The sequence below is a fragment of the Pseudomonas sp. MWU347 genome (assembly GCF_017947305.1).
Lineage (GTDB): Bacteria > Pseudomonadota > Gammaproteobacteria > Pseudomonadales > Pseudomonadaceae > Aquipseudomonas > Aquipseudomonas putida_A.
The window spans coordinates 1-18,562 of record NZ_JAFGZB010000002.1 but is presented as its reverse complement, the minus strand read 5'-3'; the positions used below and the strand labels follow the sequence as shown (position 1 = coordinate 18,562).

General features: G+C 60.7%; 15 protein-coding genes and 1 pseudogene. 3 read left to right on the top strand and 13 right to left on the bottom strand.

Going from position 1 to position 18,562, the window contains the following annotated elements; genetic code table 11:
- Positions 1-72: 72 nt before the first annotated feature.
- The 3 genes from KCG87_RS03755 to KCG87_RS03745 form a co-directional block, all read right to left on the bottom strand.
- A complete protein-coding gene (locus KCG87_RS03755) occupies positions 73-1,026 on the bottom strand; it encodes an adenosine deaminase (RefSeq protein WP_003221371.1) in 954 nt (317 codons plus the stop codon).
- Between the two features lie 82 nt (positions 1,027-1,108).
- Complete coding sequence (locus KCG87_RS03750) at positions 1,109-2,074, bottom strand: 2-oxoglutarate and iron-dependent oxygenase domain-containing protein (protein WP_210556604.1); 966 nt, start codon at positions 2,072-2,074, stop codon at positions 1,109-1,111.
- Between the two features lie 144 nt (positions 2,075-2,218).
- Positions 2,219-3,292, bottom strand: coding sequence for a BMP family ABC transporter substrate-binding protein (locus tag KCG87_RS03745; protein WP_210556602.1), 1,074 nt, complete (start codon positions 3,290-3,292; stop codon positions 2,219-2,221).
- 287 nt (positions 3,293-3,579) lie between these two features.
- On the opposite strand from KCG87_RS03745, the gene KCG87_RS03740 reads away from it, so the two are divergent.
- Positions 3,580-4,671 (top strand): calcium:proton antiporter, encoded by a 1,092-nt coding sequence (locus tag KCG87_RS03740; protein ID WP_096794854.1) that lies wholly within the window; start codon positions 3,580-3,582, stop codon positions 4,669-4,671.
- A 13-nt stretch (positions 4,672-4,684) separates the two neighbouring features.
- On the opposite strand, the pseudogene KCG87_RS27415 reads toward KCG87_RS03740, so the two are convergent.
- The 10 genes and pseudogenes from KCG87_RS27415 to KCG87_RS03695 all read right to left on the bottom strand — a co-directional run.
- Positions 4,685-4,798, bottom strand: a pseudogene (locus KCG87_RS27415) (metal ABC transporter ATP-binding protein); the annotation flags it as partial.
- Positions 4,795-6,153: an 8-oxoguanine deaminase gene (locus KCG87_RS03735; protein ID WP_027613641.1), complete on the bottom strand. Its 1,359-nt coding sequence runs from the start codon at positions 6,151-6,153 to the stop codon at positions 4,795-4,797. The pseudogene KCG87_RS27415 and the gene KCG87_RS03735, both read right to left, overlap by 4 nt.
- Positions 6,154-6,412: 259 nt before the next feature.
- Entirely contained in the window at positions 6,413-7,099 is a 687-nt protein-coding gene (locus KCG87_RS03730; RefSeq protein WP_095138233.1) for an SDR family oxidoreductase, read from the bottom strand.
- A 248-nt stretch (positions 7,100-7,347) separates the two neighbouring features.
- Positions 7,348-8,274, bottom strand: a complete 927-nt coding sequence (locus tag KCG87_RS03725) for an ABC transporter permease (RefSeq protein WP_003221385.1) — start codon at positions 8,272-8,274, stop codon at positions 7,348-7,350.
- A complete protein-coding gene (locus KCG87_RS03720; protein ID WP_135294900.1) occupies positions 8,274-9,380 on the bottom strand; it encodes an ABC transporter permease in 1,107 nt (368 codons plus the stop codon). The genes KCG87_RS03725 and KCG87_RS03720 overlap by 1 nt, the downstream gene beginning before the upstream one ends.
- A 15-nt stretch (positions 9,381-9,395) precedes the next feature.
- Positions 9,396-10,943, bottom strand: a complete 1,548-nt coding sequence (locus KCG87_RS03715) for an ABC transporter ATP-binding protein (RefSeq protein ID WP_210556600.1) — start codon at positions 10,941-10,943, stop codon at positions 9,396-9,398.
- 606 nt (positions 10,944-11,549) lie between these two features.
- Positions 11,550-12,131 (bottom strand): YigZ family protein, encoded by a 582-nt coding sequence (locus tag KCG87_RS03710; protein ID WP_210556599.1) that lies wholly within the window; start codon positions 12,129-12,131, stop codon positions 11,550-11,552.
- Positions 12,132-12,138: 7 nt separating this feature from the next.
- Entirely contained in the window at positions 12,139-12,789 is a 651-nt protein-coding gene (locus KCG87_RS03705) for a TetR/AcrR family transcriptional regulator (RefSeq protein ID WP_098967084.1), read from the bottom strand.
- A gap of 87 nt (positions 12,790-12,876) precedes the next feature.
- Positions 12,877-14,265 carry a nucleobase:cation symporter-2 family protein gene (locus KCG87_RS03700; RefSeq protein ID WP_210556598.1) on the bottom strand — a complete coding sequence of 463 codons (1,389 nt, stop codon included), beginning with the start codon at positions 14,263-14,265 and terminating at the stop codon, positions 12,877-12,879.
- A gap of 122 nt (positions 14,266-14,387) precedes the next feature.
- A complete protein-coding gene (locus tag KCG87_RS03695; protein WP_007968115.1) occupies positions 14,388-15,308 on the bottom strand; it encodes a LysR family transcriptional regulator in 921 nt (306 codons plus the stop codon).
- 138 nt (positions 15,309-15,446) lie between these two features.
- Between KCG87_RS03695 and KCG87_RS03690 the strand changes: the two genes are divergently transcribed.
- Entirely contained in the window at positions 15,447-16,796 is a 1,350-nt protein-coding gene (locus tag KCG87_RS03690; protein ID WP_003221395.1) for an aspartate aminotransferase family protein, read from the top strand.
- A gap of 76 nt (positions 16,797-16,872) precedes the next feature.
- Positions 16,873-18,366, top strand: coding sequence for a CoA-acylating methylmalonate-semialdehyde dehydrogenase (locus KCG87_RS03685; RefSeq protein WP_027613649.1), 1,494 nt, complete (start codon positions 16,873-16,875; stop codon positions 18,364-18,366).
- The last annotated feature ends 196 nt before the right edge of the window (positions 18,367-18,562 follow it).

The window sequence follows — 18,562 nt, the reverse complement described above, 5'->3', positions numbered from 1 at the left end:
ATTCAACCAATATGTCGACTGACACACCGCTTTCGCGAGCAAGCCCGCTCCCACAGGGGATTTGCTTTGTACTTACGGTTTTACCAGACGCGCATCCAGGCTGTTCTGCGCCAGGCGCTTGGCCTGATCCTGGGTCATGCCCAGGTGTTCATGCAGCGCATGGAAGTTCTCGGTGACGTAGCCGCCGAAGTACGCCGGGTCATCGGAGTTGACGGTGACCTTCACCCCACGCTCTAGCATGTCGAGGATGTTGTGCTGCGACATGTGATCGAACACGCAGAGCTTGGTGTTCGACAGCGGGCACACAGTCAACGGGATCTGCTCGTCGATGATCCGCTGCATCAGGCGCTCGTCTTCGATGGCGCGTACGCCATGGTCGATACGCTGGATCTTCAGCAGGTCGATGGCTTCCCAGATGTACTCCGGCGGGCCTTCTTCACCGGCGTGGGCGACGGTCAGGAAACCCTCGTGGCGGGCGCGGTCGAACACACGCTGGAACTTGCTTGGCGGGTGACCCATCTCGGAGCTGTCGAGACCGACGGCGACAAACGCATCACGGAACGGCAGCGCCTGATCGAGGGTTTTCTGTGCTTCGTCTTCGCTCAGGTGGCGCAGGAAGCTCAGGATCAAACCGCTGGTGATGCCCAGTTGCTGCTCGCCATCCTTGAGTGCCGCGGCGATGCCGTTGAGCACCACTTCGAACGGGATGCCCCGGTCGGTGTGGGTCTGCGGGTCGAAGAACGGTTCGGTGTGAATCACGTTCTGCGCTTTGCAGCGCAGCAGGTAGGCCCAGGTCAGGTCGTAGAAGTCCTGCGAGGTGCGCAGCACGTCGGCGCCCTGGTAATACAGGTCGAGGAATTCCTGCAGGTTGTTGAAGGCGTAGGCCTTGCGCAGGGTTTCGACATCGCTCCACGGCAGGGCGATCTTGTTGCGTTCGGCCAGGGCGAACAGCAACTCAGGCTCCAGCGAGCCTTCCAGATGCAGGTGCAGTTCGGCCTTGGGCAGGGCGTTGAGCCAATCGTACATATTCTTTTCTCATCAGGTGCAGATGGCGGCCATTCTACAGATGCGCGCCGAAACAATTGGCAAAACCTGACCAAGCGATCCATCACACCGCTTGCGGCTCGCGCCGATAGGCGTAGGTATCGGCGAAGCGCGACAGCAGGAATTCGGCGCAGGTGGTGGTCGGATATTTCGCCGGATGCTGTGCGTCCTGGCAACCGGGCAGGCATTCGATACGGGTGTCCGGGTGCGGCTCGGCGAAGAACGGCATCGAATAGCGATCCACTCCCAGCGGACTGATGACCCGGTGCGGCGTCGAGCGATAACGGTCGTTGCTCCAGCGCGCCATCATGTCGCCGAGGTTGACCACGAAGGTGCCGTCAATCGGTGGCGCGTCGATCCATTCACCGTTGATGTTCTTCACTTGCAGGCCGCCGGCGCTGTCCTGGTAGAGCAGGGTGATGCAGCCGTAATCGGTGTGCGCTCCGGCGCCTTGCTGTTCGGCGCTGCTGGCGGTGTGGCGTGGTGGGTAGTGGATCATCCGCAGTACGCTGACCGGCTCAACGAAGCGCGAATCGAAGAAGTCGCGTTCGATCCCCAGCGCAATCGTCATCGCCCCCAGCAGGGTTTGCGCGAGGGCCTGCATGTCGAGGTAGTGCTGCTCCATCAGCGCTTCCCAGCCTGCTTGTGCCGGATGACGATTCGGCCCGCGCAGCGGTTTTTCCGCGAGCACCTCGGGATGATCCGCCGGCAAGTGCAGGCCCATGTCGAAGGTTTCCTTGAGGTCGCTGGGTTTGTCCGGGTCGAGCTGTTCGGTGGCGATGGCGCCGTAGCCGCGATGATGGCGGGTCTGGGTGATGTCGATCCTGAGTTTTTCTTCGGTCGGTTGCGCAAAAAAACGCTGGGCGTGGTCGAGCAGCGAGTCGATGCGCTGTGCGGAAATCGGGTGGCCCTTGATGTAGAAAAAGCCCCATTCGCGGCAGGCCTGGTCGATCTGTGCGGCGACGGCGGGCCAGGCGTTTTGGTCGTCGTTATAGAGCGGGCTGATGTCGATGATCGGGAGCTGATCCATACACAATCCTTGAGAACACTGAAGATCCAAATGTGGGAGCGGGCTTGCTCGCGAAGGGGCCGTGTCAGTCGATACATGCGTTGGCTGATACACCGCTTTCGCGAGCAAGCCCGCTCCCACAGGGGAATGGTGGTGGGGCCGGAATTACTTCGGCATCTCGGCCTTCATCCCTTCCACGTAATAGTTCATCGACGCCAATTCGGCATTGGTTGCGCTCACCCCAGCAGGGATTTTCTCCACGCCGGCCTGATCCTTGATCGGCCCGGTGAACGGTTGCAACTTACCGCTCTTGATGTCGGCAATGATCTGCTCGGCCTCGGCTTTCACTGGTGCCGGTACCAGATCGCTGATCGGCAGTTCAACCGTGCCTTCCTTCAGCCCGCCCCAGTAGTCCTGGGATTTCCAGCTGTGGTCGATCACGCTTTGCGTGGCCTGAATGTAGTGCGGTGCCCAGTCGTTGACGATCGAAGTCAGCACCGCTTTCGGGCCGAAGTGCGCCATGTCCGAGGCGTAACCCACGGCGTACACGCCACGCCGTTCGGCGGCCTGAATCGGCGCCGGGCTGTCGGTGTGCTGGAACACTACGTCCACACCCTGATCGATCAGGGCGTTGGCGGCGTCGGCTTCCTTGCCCGGGTCAAACCACGAGTTGACCCACACCACTTTGATCTCGGTGCCGGGGTTGTACTTGTTCAGCGCCAGCTGGATGGCGTTGATATCGCGGATCACTTCCGGAATCGGGAACGAGGCGACGTAACCGACTTTCTTGCTCTTGGTCATCTTCGCCGCGAGGAAGCCGCCGACGTAACGACCCTCGTAGGTGCGCGCCAGATAGGTGCCGAGGTTCTTGTCCTGCTTGTAGCCGGTGGCGTGTTCGAAGGTGACCTTGGGAAACTGTTTGGCGACTTTCAGCGTCGGGTTCATGTAGCCGAAGGAGGTGGTGAAGATCAGGTCGTAGTTGTCCTTGGCCATGTTGCGGATTACCCGCTCGGCGTCGGCGCCCTCGGCCACGTTCTCGACGTAATTGGTGCTGATCTGCGCGCCGAATTTCTCCGCCAGTGCCTTGCGCCCCTGTTCATGCTGATACGTCCAGCCGTGGTCGCCGATCGGGCCGATGTAGACGAAACCGACCTTCAGCGGATCGGCAGCGCTGGCGCTCAGGCTGATCCCCAGACCGATGGCGGCGCACAGCAGTTTGTGCAGCGGACGTATTTGCATGAATTGGAGCTCCATTTTGTTGTGTGTGGTCAGGGGCAATGCAAATTGCTGACCAACAGGACAACAAACAATCCGAAACCGAGGCGCGGCCTTCGCGAGCAAGCCCGCTCCCACATTGGAATGCGATTCCCTGTGGGAGCGGGCTTGCTCGCGAAGAGGCCGGCAGGAACGATAAAAGTGCATGCCTGAAACCCGCTGCAATCGGTTGGTGCGCTAAGGTGTAACGAAACGTTAGCGTCGCGCCGCAGTCATTAGCTCATTCGAATCTCTCGGCAAAAAGGCCCGCCATGCTCACGATCCTCAAGCAAGAAAGCTTTCTGCTGCTGGCGGTGATTGCCGCGTGCATCGCCTATCCGCTGGAACACTGGATGCTCCACAGCGGCCAGATCGTCGCGCTGATCTGCGGTCTGGTGCTGATCGCCTTCATCGTCGCCGCCTCGATGCGCGTCGCCCATCATGCCGAACTGCTCGCAGAAAAAGTCGGCGACCCCTACGGCACGATGATCCTGACCCTCGCTGCGGTGCTGGTGGAAGTGGTGATCCTGGCGATCATGATGAGCAACGAGGCGTCCGCCACGCTGGTGCGGGACACGATCTATTCGGCGGTGATGCTCGACATCAACGGCATCCTCGGCCTGGCCGCGTTGATGGGCGGGCTCAAGCACGGCGAGCAGTCGTACAACGATGATTCGGCACGCAGCTACAGCGTGATGATCCTCACCGCCATGGGCGTATCGATGGTGGTGCCGGAGTTTATTCCGGCGGCCAACTGGAAGATTTATTCAGCGTTCACCATCGGTGCGATGGTGGTGCTTTACGCGCTGTTCCTACGCATGCAGGTCGGGCCGCACAGTTACTTTTTCAGCTACAGCTACCCGGATAAACGCCGCAAGAAAGAGCCGGTGGAAGATGAACCGAAACCGCTGAGCCTGACCTGGTCGATCGGCATTCTGGTGTTCGGCGTGGTGGTGATCGGCGCACTGGCCGAAGTGATGTCCAAGACCCTCGATCTGGGCCTGGAAGGTACCGGTGCACCGCCGGTGATCACGGCGATTCTGGTGGCGGCGATTTCCGCGGCGCCGGAGATTCTGACGGCGTTGCGTGCCGCGTTGGCCAACCGCATGCAATCGGTGGTGAACATTGCGATGGGCGCGTCACTGTCGACGGTGATCCTCACCGTGCCGGTGATGGAAGCGATGGCGCTGTACACCGGTCAGCCGTTTCAAATGGCGATGACCCCGGTGCAGACGGTGATGATCTTCATCACGCTGATTGTCAGTGCGATCAACCTGAATGACGGCGAGACCAATGCCATCGAAGGCATGACTCACTTTGTGCTGTTTGCGACGTTTATAATGCTGTCGCTGCTCGGTCTCTGAACCCGACGCAAAACAACTGTGGGAGCGAGCTTGCTCGCGAAAGCGGAGTATCAGTCAACTCAAGTACTGACTGACACGACGCCTTCGCGAGCAAGCTCGCTCCCACAGGGATTGGTGATCGGATCAGGTGCCGGCGATCAACTGGCGAGCCGCCTGGCTGTGATCGGCGATCAGACCCTTCAGATCCAGCCCTTCAACCTGGCCGTCCACCACGCGCCACTTGCCGCCAATCATCACCCGATCCGCACGATCGGCACCGCACAACAGCAGCGCCGAAATCGGATCATGGCTGCCCGAGAAACGCAGCTCATCGAGCTTGAACAACGCCAGATCCGCCTGCTTGCCCACCGCCAGCTCGCCAATGTCGGTACGCCCCAACAGGCTCGCCGAGCCTTTGGTTGCCCAGCCGAGCACGCGTTCCGGGGTGATCTTCTCCGCGCCGTAACGCAGGCGCTGGATGTACAACGCCTGACGCGCTTCTAGAATCATGTTCGACGCGTCGTTCGAGGCCGAACCATCCACGCCGAGACCGAACAGCGCACCGGCATCGGTCAGATCGATGCTCGGGCAGATGCCGGAGGCCAGACGCATGTTCGAACTCGGGCAATGGCAGATACCGGTGCCGGCCTGGCCGAGGCGAGCGATTTCATCCGGGTTGAAGTGGATGCCATGGGCCAGCCAGGTGCGCGGGCCGAGCCAGCCGACGCTGTCCAGATAATCCACGGTGCGCAGGCCGAAACGTTGCAGGCAGAAATCCTCTTCGTCGAGGGTTTCCGCCAAGTGCGTGTGCAGGCGCACGTCGAGTTTATTCGCCAGTTCGGCGCTGGCCGACATGATTTCCGGGGTCACCGAAAAGGGCGAGCAAGGCGCCAGAGCGATCTGGATCTGCGCACCATCGCCGCGCTCGTGGTACTCGTGAATCAGGCGCTGGCTGTCGTCGAGAATCACCTGACCTTCCTGCACGGTCTGTTGCGGCGGCAGGCCGCCGTCCTTCTCGCCGAGGCTCATCGAGCCGCGAGTGAGCATGGCGCGCATGCCCAGTTCACGCACGGTGTCGACTTGCACGTCGATGGCGTTTTCCAGACCGTCCGGGAACAGGTAATGGTGGTCGGCGGCGGTGGTGCAACCTGACAGCAGCAGTTCAGCCAAAGCCACTTTCGTCGCGAGGGCGAGTTTTTCCGGGGTCAGCCGTGCCCACACCGGGTACAGGGTTTTCAGCCACGGGAACAGCGGCTGATTGACCACCGGCGCCCAGGCGCGAGTCAGGGTTTGATAGAAGTGATGGTGGGTGTTGATCAGGCCCGGCAGGATCACATGCTCGCGGGCATCGAACACTTCGTTGCACGGCGCGGACGGTTGCTGACCGGCTGCCAGCACTTCGACGATCACGCCGTCTTGCAGCACCAGACCGCCACGGGCATCGAGCGCGTTGGCCGTGAAAATGGCGAGGGGATTTTTTAACCAGGTACGGGTCGCAGGCATTGTGGCCGGCTCCTCTGAAAGTTGGGTTCAGGGTTGCCAGCTCAGTGTTGCCCTGTCTGCTGATCCAGGGTCGCCGCGATGGACGAGGTGCGGAGTTTCAAACAAATCGCCGGATCGGGCAAGCCCAACCCGACAGGACACCGCCATCCCCTTGTAGGAGTGAGCCTGCTCGCGATAGCGGTCTTTCATTCAATATCATCGGTGACGGACACACTGCGATCGCGAGCAGGCTCACTCCTACAGGGAAGATCTGTGGTGCTTACCAGGGAATGGTTTCACCCTTGTAGTTGATGAAGTGATGCCCGCCCTTGCCGGTATACGCATTCACCTGATCAATCAGCCCACGGGTGCTGGTCTCTACATCCAGGTCAGCACCTTCACCACCCATATCCGTCTTCACCCAGCCCGGGTGCAGCGACAGCACGGTAAGTTTCTGCTCGCCCAACTGGGTGACAAAACTGTTGGTCATCGAGTTCAGCGCGGCCTTGCTGGCCTTGTACAGCGCCAGCTCCGGGGCGTCGGGTACGGTGACGCTGCCCAGGCCGGAACTCATGAACGCCAGCACGCCGCTGCCGTCGCGGATCTGCCCGACGAAGCGTTGCGCCAGGTTGATCGGCGCCACGGCGTTGGTGAAAAACAGTTGCCCGACTTCGGCCAGTGTCGCGCCACCCGGGGTTTGCACTTCAGGGCCTTTGACCCCGGCGTTGACGAACAGCAGGTCGAAGGTCTCGCCCTTGAGCTGCTGGCTCAGGGCAATCACCGCTTGCTGGTCGTCCATGTCGAGTTTCTCGATCCGCACCTTGCCCAGCGCTTGCAGCGCCTCGGCCTTTTGCGGATTGCGCACGGTGGCGGTCACTTGCCAGCCATCGGCCAGCAGGGTTTTCACCAACCCGAGGCCCAAGCCACGGGAGGCGCCGATGATCAGTGCGTTTTTTGCCTGGGACATGACTCGGTTCCTTGAAGATTACGGTTCACGGATTCAATGGACACGCCTGACCCAGCCGTAGTTGCAGTACTCGTCGCAACACATCGAGCCGGGTCTCAAAAGAGCTGTTGATCCCGAAGCATACTCCAGGCTCTAGCGTGGTTGCTTCTCGAATTCGCAGGCCGCTCAGCGGTGTTCGCAAATCATGTACACAACATGGACACTGTGGGAGCTGGCTTGCCAGCGATGAGGCCCGTGGCATCACCACCCTAATGCCCGGCCTGCCACGGCTGCCCCAACGACACCGGCGCATACAACCGGGTACGAACGGCATCCCGTGACAACAGCACCAACACCACAATCGTCGCCACATACGGCAGCATCGCCAGCAGACTCGACGGAATCGCCAGCCCCAAGCCCTGCGCCACCAGATGCAGGATGCTGGCGAGGCCAAACAGATAAGCCCCGAGCAACAAGCGCCACACCCGCCAACTGGCAAACACCACCAGCGCCAGGGCAATCCAGCCGCGTCCGGCGGTCATGTTCTCGGCCCACATCGGCGTGTACGCCAGCGACAGATACGCCCCGGCCAAACCGGCCATCGCCCCGCCGAACAGCACCGCCAGCGTGCGCACGGTCAGCACCGGCAGGCCCATCGCACTGGCCGCGTCCGGGTTCTCACCAACGGCCTGAATGATCAGCCCGACACGGCTTTTGATGATCACCCAAGCCACCAGCGCAAACAGCGCGAACGACAGGTACACCAGCAAGTCCTGAGCAAACAGCATGCGCCCGATCAGCGGAATCTCACTCAAGTACGGAATCGCCAACGGCTCGAATCCGGCCAACGGCTTGCCGACCCACGCCGCGCCGACAAAGGTCGACAGGCCCACACCGAAGATCGTCAGCGCCAGCCCGGTCGCCACCTGATTGGCGTTGAACACCAGCGCCACCAGGGCAAACAGCGAAGACAAGAGCATCCCCGCGAGCATCGCCAGCAACACGCCGAGCCACAGGTTGCCGCTGTTGAGGGCGACGATAAAACCGATCACCGCGCCAAACAGCATCATTCCTTCCTGGCCGAGATTGAGCACGCCGCTCTTCTCGCAGATCAACTCACCCAGCGCCACCAACAACAGCGGCGTGCCGCAGCGCACCATGGCGTAGAAAATATTGCTCAGCAGATCGATATCCATCACAGCGCTCCGGCGGTTACGGCGGTGGTCGACGTGCGCCGTGCCCAGCGCAGTTTCAGGCGTGGCCGATAGAGAATCAGCACGTCGCAGGCCAGCAGGAAAAACAGCATCATTCCCTGGAATAGTTGGGTGATCGCTTGCGGCAGATTCAGGGTCATCTGCGCGCTCTCGCCGCCGATGTACAGCAGCGCCATCAACAGGCTTGAGAACAGAATCCCGATCGGGTTCAACCGTCCGAGAAACGCCACGGTGATTGCTGCATAGCCATAGCCCGGCGAGACTTGCGGCACCAATTGCCCGATCGGCCCGGTCACTTCGCAAACCCCGGCCAGCCCGGCCAAACCACCGCTGATCAACAGCGCGAGCCAGATCAGATGCTTCTCGCGAAAGCCGACAAAACCTGCGGCACGTTTATCCAGACCTAGCACTTTGATCTGGAAACCGACAAAGCTTTTCTGCAACAACACCCACACCGCAACCAGTGCGAGCAAAGCGAAATACACCCCGGCGTGCACCCGGCCATCCTCCATCAGCAGCGGCAGGCGACTGGCGTCGCCGAACATCGCCGACTCGGGAAAGTTGTAGCCGGCCGGATCCTTCAGCGGCCCGTGCACGCAGAACAGCAACAGGTTCAGCGCGATGTAATTGAGCATGATGCTGGTGAGGATTTCGTTGGCGTTGAAGCGCGTGCGCAGCCATGCCGTCAGCCCGGCCCAAGCGGCCCCGGCGAAAGTGCCGGTGAGCAGAATCAGCACCAGCGCCCAACGGCTTTGCAGGTCGATGATGTTCACCGCCAAGGCACTGCCGGCGAGTGCGCCGAGGAGCAATTGGCCTTCGGCGCCGATGTTCCAGATTCGCGCTTGATAAGCCACCGCCAGACCGAGTGCACAAAGCAGAATCGGCAGCGCCTTGACCAGCAGTTCGGAGACGCCATACAGATCGCTGACCGGTGCGATCAACAACGTGTGCAAGGTTTGCAGCGGGTCATGTCCCAGAGCGATGAACAACAGCGAGCCGCAACCGAGGGTCAGCAGTGCTGCCAGCAACGGCGAGCACCACAACATCAGGCGCGATTGTTGGCCACGGGGTTCGAGGGAAAGCAGCATGTTGGGAAAACTCCGTCAGGCCGTGGCCGATGAATGCGTGGGGTTGATGTGCCCGGCCATCCAGCTGCCGACATCGCTCAGCAGGGTGTCGGTGGTGTTCTGCAGCGGCGACAGACGCCCGGCGCACAGGGCGCCGAGGCGGTCGCTGATCTGGAACAGTTCGTCGAGGTCTTCGGAGATCACCAGGATCGCCGCGCCGGCATAGCGCAGGGCAATCAGCGCGCGGTGAATGGTCGCCGCTGCGCCAACGTCCACGCCCCAGGTCGGGTGCGCCGCGATCAGCAGTTTCGGTTGCTGGAGGATTTCCCGGCCGAGAATGAATTTCTGCAGATTGCCGCCGGACAGGCTGCGCGCGGCCGCGTGAGTGCCCGCGGTTTTCACCCCGAAGCGCTGAATGATCTGTTGGGCGAGGGCTTCGACTTTACTGCGCTCGATCAAACCGTTGCTCACCAGCCCCTGTTGAAAGGCCGTGAGCAAGGCGTTGTCGGCAAGGCTCAGTTCCGGCACCGCACCGTGGCCCAGGCGTTCTGCCGGGACGAACGCCAGACCGAGTTGGCGCCGCGCATCCGGACGCAAATCGGCGACCGCTTGCCCGGCGAAACAAATGGTTGTCGCGCCGTCGCGGGGCAGGGTTTGTTCACCGCTGAGCAGCGCCAGCAACTCATCCTGGCCATTGCCCGCGACCCCGGCGATACCGACGATTTCGCCGCCGCGCACTTGCAGGTTGATGTCGCTCAACGAGCAGCCGAAGGGATCGGGGTTGTGCCAGCTCAAGCCGTTGACCTGTAGAAAGTCCGCGCCGCCACTGACCTTCGGATATTCGCCGATCAACGCCGCCGCTTCGCCGACCATCATCTGCGCCAATTGCTGATCCGAGCATTCGGCCGGCTGGCAATGCCCGGCGACCCGCCCGCCGCGCAAGACCGTGGCGCTATGGCACAGGGCGCGCACTTCCGCGAGCTTGTGGCTGATAAACAGAATGCTGCAGCCCTCGGCGGCGAGGCGGCGCAGGGTGATGAACAGTTCGTCGGCCTCTTGTGGCGTCAGCACCGACGTCGGCTCGTCGAGGATCAGCAGGCGAATGTCCTGCATCAGGCAGCGAATGATCTCCACCCGTTGCCGCTCGCCGATCGACAGGCTGTGGACAAGTCGCTCCGGCTCCAGCGCCATGCCGTAGCGGCGCGACACTTGGCGAATCTTTGGCTCCAGTTGTTTCGGCGTGCCGGCTTTGGCGCCCATGGCCAGAGCGATGTTCTGCGCGACGCTGAGGGTTTCGAACAGCGAGAAATGCTGAAACACCATGCCGATCCCCAACTGCCGGGCCTGCGCCGGGTTGCGGATATTCACCCGCTGGCCCTGCCAGAGCATTTCGCCGATATCGGCCTGGGTGACGCCATAGATGATCTTCATCAGCGTGCTTTTACCCGCGCCGTTCTCACCGAGCAGTGCGTGGATTTCTCCCGGCGCGATGCTCAGGTCGATGGCGTCATTGGCCAGACAACCGGGGTAGCGTTTGCTGATCTGGCGCAGTTGCAGGCGCGGCGTTGAATCTGGGCTTGGCATGACAGGCTCGACTGACTTGGAGTTGTGCCTGTGGATAAAGCAATTTCCTGGCCATTGAGTCAGGAACGCCCGCCGTAACTGTTGCCGCGTGCCGGCGGCAGAGCGTCGCGCTGAAAAACGCAGGAGGAGCCGGCACCAATTCAGCGCAAAGCTGTTGATCCGGCTCCACTTTTGCACCGTGACGAACTGGTTAAAAAACGAGCAGCCGGGTCGAAGCTATACAGAACCTGCGACTGCGCCAGCCATGAACGGCTTATCCACAGGTTGTTCCACAGTATTTGTGCGCAATTGGAAATCCTTGGCATAAGCGCTGGGATGCTATCTCCCAATGGTGATAAAAAGCGCTAACTATCTGTTTTTACGTGGGATTTATCTTTTTTCATGCGCAGTGGACGAAAAGTGAGCAAATCGCGCAAAGCCACGTGACAGAAGGGTTACAGCCATATGTGCTCAGGTTATCCACAGTCGGGTGCACAGCAGATGTGGGCAAGTTGCTGGAATAAAGAAATCCGTCGATGCCCTAAAAGATCGCAGCCTTCGGCGGCTCTTACTGGGAAACACTAAGTCCTGTGCAGGAGCTGCCGAAGGCTGTGATCTTTTACTCTTCTAACGCTGCAGCACAATCCGCCCACGGCTCAAATCCGCCAGTTGCGTTTGCAACAACTCGATCTGCGCCTCACCCACTGCCAACTGCAACTCAACACCATTGGCAGTGAAGTTTTCTTCGACGACCAACCCACCCAGGTCCGCCACCCGCAGCTTCACCAACGCCAACTCGGCAAAGCCGCAGGCACAACTGAGCGGCACACGGCTGATCAACTCGACTTTTGCCGCCGCTTGCAGGCACTTGTTCGCGCCGCCGCCATAGGCTCGGGCCAAACCGCCAGTACCCAGTTGAATGCCGCCATACCAGCGGATCACCAGCACCGCGACCTGATCGCAATCCTGCGCTTCGATGGCCGCCAGAATCGGCCGTCCGGCGGTGCCGCCGGGTTCGCCGTCGTCGTTGCTGCGGTATTGCGCACCGAGTTTCCACGCCCAGCAGTTGTGCGAGGCATTCAAGTCGCTGTGTTGTTCGAAGAACGCCTGCGCGTCGGCGGGGCTGCCGATCGGCGCGGCGACGGTGATGAAGCGGCTTTTGCGAATCTCTTCGCGGTACTCGCAAAAACCGCTGAGGGTGAAAGGCATAAACGTCTTAAATAGTCGGGGTGAGGCCGCAGCCTTTGAGAATGATGCGGATCAGGTTGTTGCCGGCGTCTTCCATGTCCTGCTTGGTCAGCTTGCTGCGACCGCTGACGCGGCAGATCTGCGTGGCGAAGTCGGCGTAATGCTGGGTGCTGCCCCACAGCAGGAAAATCAGGTGCACCGGATCCACCGGGTCCATCTTGCCGGCATCGATCCAGGCCTGGAACACGGCTGCGCGGTCCTGGAACCAGGCGCGGTAATCCTGGTTGAAATACTCGGTCAGGCATTCGCCGCCACTGATCACTTCCATCGCAAAGATCCGCGAGGCCTGCGGCTGACGGCGGGAGAATTCCATCTTGGCGCGAATGTAGCGGGTCAGCGCTTCGGCCGGATCATCCTCGGCGGTCAGGGTGTTGAAGGTGCTGTCCCACAGCTCGATGATGTTGCTCAGCACCGCCACGTACAACCCAAGCTTGTTGGTGAAGTAGTAATGCAGATTCGCCTTGGGCAACCCGGCATTCTGCGCGATGGTGTTCATGCTGGTGCCTTTGTAACCGTGACGGGCGAACTCGTCTTCGGCGGCTTTGAGGATGGTCTCTTCGTTCTTCTGACGAATGCGGCTGGCGGGTTTGCCGCCGTGAGCAGGGACTTCAAAGGTCATAGGCACTTCCGGTTTGTCTGTGGGTGCAACCAGTTGCGTTGATAACGCACCCACAGGCATCCGACAAGTCCTGATGCAATAAAACCGTTACGCCTGTTCGATCTTGTTCAGCGCTGCGGCGGATTCGACGCGGGTGGTTTTCGCCTCCGGCAGCAACAGGCACAGGATGATCGCGGTCAGGCCACCGCTGGTGATCGCCGAATCGAACAGGTTTTGCACCAGTTTCGGTAACAGGTGCAACAGGTTCGGTTGCGCGGCAATGCCCAGGCCGACGCCGAGCGAGGTGGCGATGATCAGCATGCTGCGTCGGTCCAGCGGCGACTGCGCGAGGATCCGCACCCCGGCCGCTGCCACGCTGCCGAACATCACCAACGTGGCGCCGCCAAGCACCGGTTTCGGGATCTGCTGCAGCACTGCGCCGATCATGGGGAACAGGCCGAGACAAAACAGGATCGCGCCGATGTACAGCCCGACATAGCGGCTGGCGACGCCGGTCAACTGGATCACGCCGTTGTTCTGCGCAAACGTGGTGTTGGGGAAGGCGCTGAAGGTGGCGGCGATCATGCAGCTCACGCCGTCACCGAGTACGCCGCCACGCAAACGACTTATATAGGAAGGGCCGCTGATTGGCTGGCGGGCGAGCATGCAATTGGCCGTGAGGTCGCCGACGGTTTCGATGGTGCTGATCAGATAAATCAGCGCGACGGGCAGGAAAGCGGTCCAGTCGAAGCTGAAACCGAACTTGAACGGTGTGGGAAGACTGACCAAGGGCAAGTCAGGCAATGCCTGCGGAACCAGTTTCCCGCTGAACCACGCGGCCAGACTGCCGAGCAGCAGTCCGATAATGATGGCCGACAGCCGCACCCACGGCGTGTTCGAGCGGTTGAGCAGGATGATCGTCAGCAACACGAACACCCCCAGCGCCAGATTGCCCGGCGCGCCGAAGTCCGGCGCATTGAATCCACCGCCCAGATCGGTGATGCCGACCTTGATCAGACTGACGCCGATCAGAGTAATAACAATCCCGGTCACCAGCGGCGTAACAACCCGGCGTAATTGACCGATGAAACGGCTGAGGACGATCTGCACCACGGCGCCGAAAAAGCATACGCCGAAGATCATCGCCAGAATGTCTTCCGGGCTGCCGCCACGCTGCTTGACCAGAAACCCGGCCGACAGCACCGCGCCGAGGAAGGCGAAACTGGTGCCCTGCAAACAGATCATCCCGGCGCCGATGCCGAACGGCCGCCGCGCTTGAATAAAGGTGCCGACCCCGGAAACCATCAGCGCCATGCTGATCAGGTACGGCAAGTGTGCGGTCAGGCCGAGGGCCGAGCCGATCACCAGCGGTGGGGTGATGATGCCGACGAAACTGGCGAGCACGTGTTGCAGGGCGGCGAGGATTGCGGCGGGTGGTTTTGGGCGGTCGTCGAGGCCGTAGATCAGGTCGCTGGACGGTTCAGAATCTGGCTGCATGGCTTAAGGCTTCTTGTTGAAGGATCGGGGTTGATCCTGCTTTGCAAAAAGCTGTCCACTTACTCAGGTTCTTCAGTGATTTTGTGGTTGAAAACCCGATCTGTCGGGCCTTGCAGGATTTTTCAACGCGTCGCCGCCAGACTCTCCAGAAAGCTCTCCAGCACCAAATGAGGGCGCCGCCCCTTGCGCGTGACCGATGCCAGACTCAAATCATAAAAACGTGTCGTCGATTTCAGCGCACGCAAGCGACCTTGCTGCACCCACAGGCTGGCGTAATGATCCGGCAGATAACCGATATAACGCCCGGTCAGAATCAGAAACGCCATGCCCTCACGGTCGGACGCACTGGCGGTGCAATTGAGCGCCTGGTAATGCGCCTGAATCTCCGCCGGCAAACGAAAGGTCGGGGCAATCGCATCCTGGCTATTAAGGCGCTCGTCATCCAGCTGCTTGTCATCCACATAAAACAGTGGATGACCCACCGCGCAATAAAGCAGTGAGCGTTCGCTGTACAACGGCTGATATTCCAGCCCCGACAGTGCGCTGGCCTGCGGCACCACGCCGACATGCAGGCGACCGTCGAGCACGCCTTGTTCGACTTCGTTGGGAGCGATCATGCGAATCTGGATCTGCACGTCCGGCCCGCGCTCCTTCAGCTGGGCGAGGGCATGGGTGATGCGCATGTGGGGCAGGGTGACGAGGTTGTCGGTCAGGCCGATGATCAACTCGCCACGCAGGTGCTGATGCAGGCCATTGACCTCGGTACGGAAACTTTCCAGCGCACTTAACAGTTGCAGCGCTGACTGATAAACCTCGCGGCCCTCTTCGGTCAGCGAGAACCCGGCGCGGCCGCGTTGGCACAAACGCAGGCCGAGGCGCTGTTCGAGATCGCTCATCTGCTGGCTGATCGCCGAGCGCCCGATGCCGAGCACGGTTTCCGCCGCCGAGAAGCCGCCGCACTCCACCACGCTGCGGAAAATCCGCAGCAGGCGAATATCAAAGTCACTGACCTGGGCCAGCGGATCGGGGCGGCGACTGCTCATGCTGTTGTTCTCATTGTTTAGCAGGCTTCTAACTGAAGGTTAGAAAAGTTGGATTTCACCGACTTTATCCGCGTGGCAATTTAGCTGCAACAACGCTTTTTATCTCCCTGATGCTTATGCCCTGCGAGGTTTTGCCCGATGAACATGCCTGAAAACGCGCCGTCGCCACTGGCCAGCCAACTGAAGCTGGACGCGCATTGGATGCCGTACACCGCCAACCGCAACTTCCAGCGCGACCCGCGTCTGATCGTGGGTGCCGAAGGCAGCTGGCTGTTCGATGACAAGGGCCGCAAGATCTACGATTCGCTGTCCGGTCTGTGGACCTGCGGCGCCGGGCACACCCGCAAGGAAATCCAGGAAGCGGTATCCAAACAACTGGGCACCCTCGATTACTCGCCAGGCTTCCAGTACGGCCATCCGCTGTCGTTCCAGTTGGCGGAAAAGATCACTGACCTGACCCCGGGCAACCTGAACCACGTGTTCTTCACCGACTCCGGTTCCGAGTGCGCCGACACTGCGGTGAAGATGGTTCGTGCCTACTGGCGTCTGAAAGGTCAGTCAACCAAGACCAAAATGATCGGCCGTGCCCGTGGCTACCACGGTGTGAACATCGCCGGCACCAGCCTTGGCGGCGTCAACGGCAACCGTAAGCTGTTCGGTCAGGCGATGATGGATGTCGATCACCTGCCGCACACGCTGCTGGCCAGCAACGCATTCTCCCGTGGCATGCCGGAGCAGGGCGGTATCGCCCTGGCCGATGAGCTGCTGAAGTTGATCGAACTGCACGACGCGTCGAACATCGCGGCGGTCTTCGTTGAACCGATGGCCGGTTCCGCTGGCGTACTGGTTCCGCCTCAGGGTTACCTGAAGCGTCTGCGCGAGATCTGCGATCAGCACAACATCCTGCTGGTCTTCGACGAAGTGATTACCGGTTTCGGCCGCACCGGCTCGATGTTCGGCGCCGAGAGCTTTGGCGTGACCCCGGACCTGATGTGCATCGCCAAGCAAGTCACCAACGGCGCGATTCCGATGGGCGCAGTGATTGCCAGCTCCGAGATCTACCAGACCTTCATGAATCAGCCGACTCCGGAATACGCGGTGGAATTCCCCCACGGCTACACCTACTCGGCCCACCCGGTGGCGTGCGCCGCTGGCCTGGCGGCACTCGACCTGCTGCAAAAGGAAAACCTGGTGCAGAGCGTGGCCGAGGTTGCACCGCATTTCGAAAATGCCCTGCACGGTCTGAAAGGTTCGAAGAACGTCATCGACATCCGTAACTACGGCCTGGCCGGTGCGATCCAGATTGCGGCCCGTGACGGCGACGCCATCGTGCGTCCATTCGAAGCCGGCATGGCCCTATGGAAAGCCGGGTTCTACGTACGCTTCGGCGGCGACACCCTGCAGTTCGGCCCAACTTTCAACAGCAAGCCGCAAGACCTCGATCGTCTGTTCGACGCGGTTGGCGAAGTGCTGAACAAGCTCGACTGATTTTTCCCTCTATATATACCTGCGAATAACAGGCGCCCCATGCGGGCGTCTGTACACAAGAATTCAGGAGTTTTCGATGAGCGTTATCCCGCATTTGATCAATGGCGAACTGGTGACCGAGAACGGTCGCGCGGTTGATGTGTTCAACCCGTCCACCGGTCAGGCGATCCACAAGCTGCCGCTGGCCACCCGCGAAACCATTCAACACGCGATCGACGCCGCCAAGGCTGCGTTCCCGGCATGGCGCAACACCCCTCCGGCCAAACGTGCCCAGGTGATGTTCCGCTTCAAGCAACTGCTGGAGCAGAACGAAGCGCGTATCTCGCAATTGATCAGCGAAGAACACGGCAAGACCCTCGAAGACGCCGCCGGTGAACTGAAGCGCGGTATCGAGAACGTCGAGTTCGCCTGCGCCGCCCCGGAAATCCTCAAGGGCGAATACAGCCGCAACGTCGGCCCGAACATCGACGCTTGGTCGGACTTCCAGCCACTGGGTGTGGTTGCAGGCATCACACCGTTCAACTTCCCGGCGATGGTCCCGCTGTGGATGTACCCACTGGCGATCGTCTGCGGCAACTGCTTTATCCTCAAACCGTCCGAGCGTGACCCAAGCTCGACGCTGCTGATCGCCCAACTGCTGATCGAAGCCGGTCTGCCGAAAGGTGTGTTGAGCGTGGTGCATGGCGACAAGACTGCAGTGGACGCGCTGATTGAAGCGCCGGAAGTCAAAGCGCTGAGCTTTGTTGGTTCGACGCCGATTGCCGAATACATCTATGCCGAAGGTACCAAGCGCGGCAAACGCGTTCAGGCACTGGGCGGCGCGAAGAACCATGCGGTGCTGATGCCGGATGCGGATCTGGACAACGCGGTCAGCGCGCTGATGGGCGCGGCCTATGGTTCTTGCGGTGAGCGCTGCATGGCGATTTCGGTCGCAGTGTGTGTCGGCGATCAGGTAGCGGATGCGCTGGTGGCGAAACTGGTTCCACAGATCAAGGCGCTGAAAATCGGTGCCGGCACTTCGTGTGGTCTGGACATGGGGCCACTGGTGACCGGTCAGGCGCGGGACAAGGTCAGTGGTTATGTTGATGACGGTGTGGCAGCGGGCGCGACCTTGGTGGTCGATGGTCGCGGCTTGAGCATTCCAGGTAACGAAGAGGGCTTCTTCCTCGGCGGCTGCCTGTTCGACAACGTTACCCCTGAAATGCGCATCTATAAGGAAGAGATCTTCGGGCCGGTGTTGTGCGTGGTTCGCGTCAACAGCCTGGAAGAGGCGATGAAGCTGATCAACGATCACGAATACGGTAACGGCACCTGCATCTTTACCCGTGACGGTGAAGCGGCGCGTCTGTTCTGCGACGAGATCGAAGTCGGCATGGTCGGCGTCAACGTACCGCTGCCGGTTCCGGTGGCTTACCACAGCTTCGGCGGCTGGAAGCGCTCGCTGTTCGGCGACCTGCATGCCTATGGCCCGGATGGTGTGCGCTTCTATACCCGTCGCAAGGCCATCACCCAGCGCTGGCCGCAGCGTGCGAGCCATGAGGCTTCGCAGTTCGCTTTCCCTAGCTTGTAAGTAGCAGGGCATGACGAAGGCCGACCTCTAGAGGTCGGCCTTCGTGTTTTCGGGTTTTTTTGACCGATATGACAGAAATGTGAAAAAAGCGGTTGACGGCAGATTCTGGAGGTCTATAATTCGCCCCACTTCCGGCGCAGTCGAAACGGAAAACTCCTTGAGATTCAACGAGTTACGCAGTTTTCGGCAGCGGCTT

Bases quoted from the DNA above. Each gene is read 5' to 3' on its own strand.
- KCG87_RS03745 (WP_210556602.1), bottom strand. From the start codon at position 3,292: ATGCAAATACGTCCGCTGCACAAACTGCTGTGCGCCGCCATCGGTCTG.
- KCG87_RS03720 (WP_135294900.1), bottom strand. From the start codon at position 9,380: ATGCTGCTTTCCCTCGAACCCCGTGGCCAACAATCGCGCCTGATGTTG.
- KCG87_RS03750 (WP_210556604.1), bottom strand. From the start codon at position 2,074: ATGGATCAGCTCCCGATCATCGACATCAGCCCGCTCTATAACGACGAC.
- KCG87_RS03685 (WP_027613649.1), top strand. From the start codon at position 16,873: ATGAGCGTTATCCCGCATTTGATCAATGGCGAACTGGTGACCGAGAAC.
- KCG87_RS03715 (WP_210556600.1), bottom strand. From the start codon at position 10,943: ATGCCAAGCCCAGATTCAACGCCGCGCCTGCAACTGCGCCAGATCAGC.
- KCG87_RS03695 (WP_007968115.1), bottom strand. From the start codon at position 15,308: ATGAGCAGTCGCCGCCCCGATCCGCTGGCCCAGGTCAGTGACTTTGAT.
- KCG87_RS03730 (WP_095138233.1), bottom strand. From the start codon at position 7,099: ATGTCCCAGGCAAAAAACGCACTGATCATCGGCGCCTCCCGTGGCTTG.
- KCG87_RS03700 (WP_210556598.1), bottom strand. From the start codon at position 14,265: ATGCAGCCAGATTCTGAACCGTCCAGCGACCTGATCTACGGCCTCGAC.
- KCG87_RS03710 (WP_210556599.1), bottom strand. From the start codon at position 12,131: ATGCCTTTCACCCTCAGCGGTTTTTGCGAGTACCGCGAAGAGATTCGC.
- KCG87_RS03735 (WP_027613641.1), bottom strand. From the start codon at position 6,153: ATGCCTGCGACCCGTACCTGGTTAAAAAATCCCCTCGCCATTTTCACG.
- KCG87_RS03725 (WP_003221385.1), bottom strand. From the start codon at position 8,274: ATGGATATCGATCTGCTGAGCAATATTTTCTACGCCATGGTGCGCTGC.
- KCG87_RS03740 (WP_096794854.1), top strand. From the start codon at position 3,580: ATGCTCACGATCCTCAAGCAAGAAAGCTTTCTGCTGCTGGCGGTGATT.
- KCG87_RS03690 (WP_003221395.1), top strand. From the start codon at position 15,447: ATGAACATGCCTGAAAACGCGCCGTCGCCACTGGCCAGCCAACTGAAG.
- KCG87_RS03705 (WP_098967084.1), bottom strand. From the start codon at position 12,789: ATGACCTTTGAAGTCCCTGCTCACGGCGGCAAACCCGCCAGCCGCATT.
- KCG87_RS03755 (WP_003221371.1), bottom strand. From the start codon at position 1,026: ATGTACGATTGGCTCAACGCCCTGCCCAAGGCCGAACTGCACCTGCAT.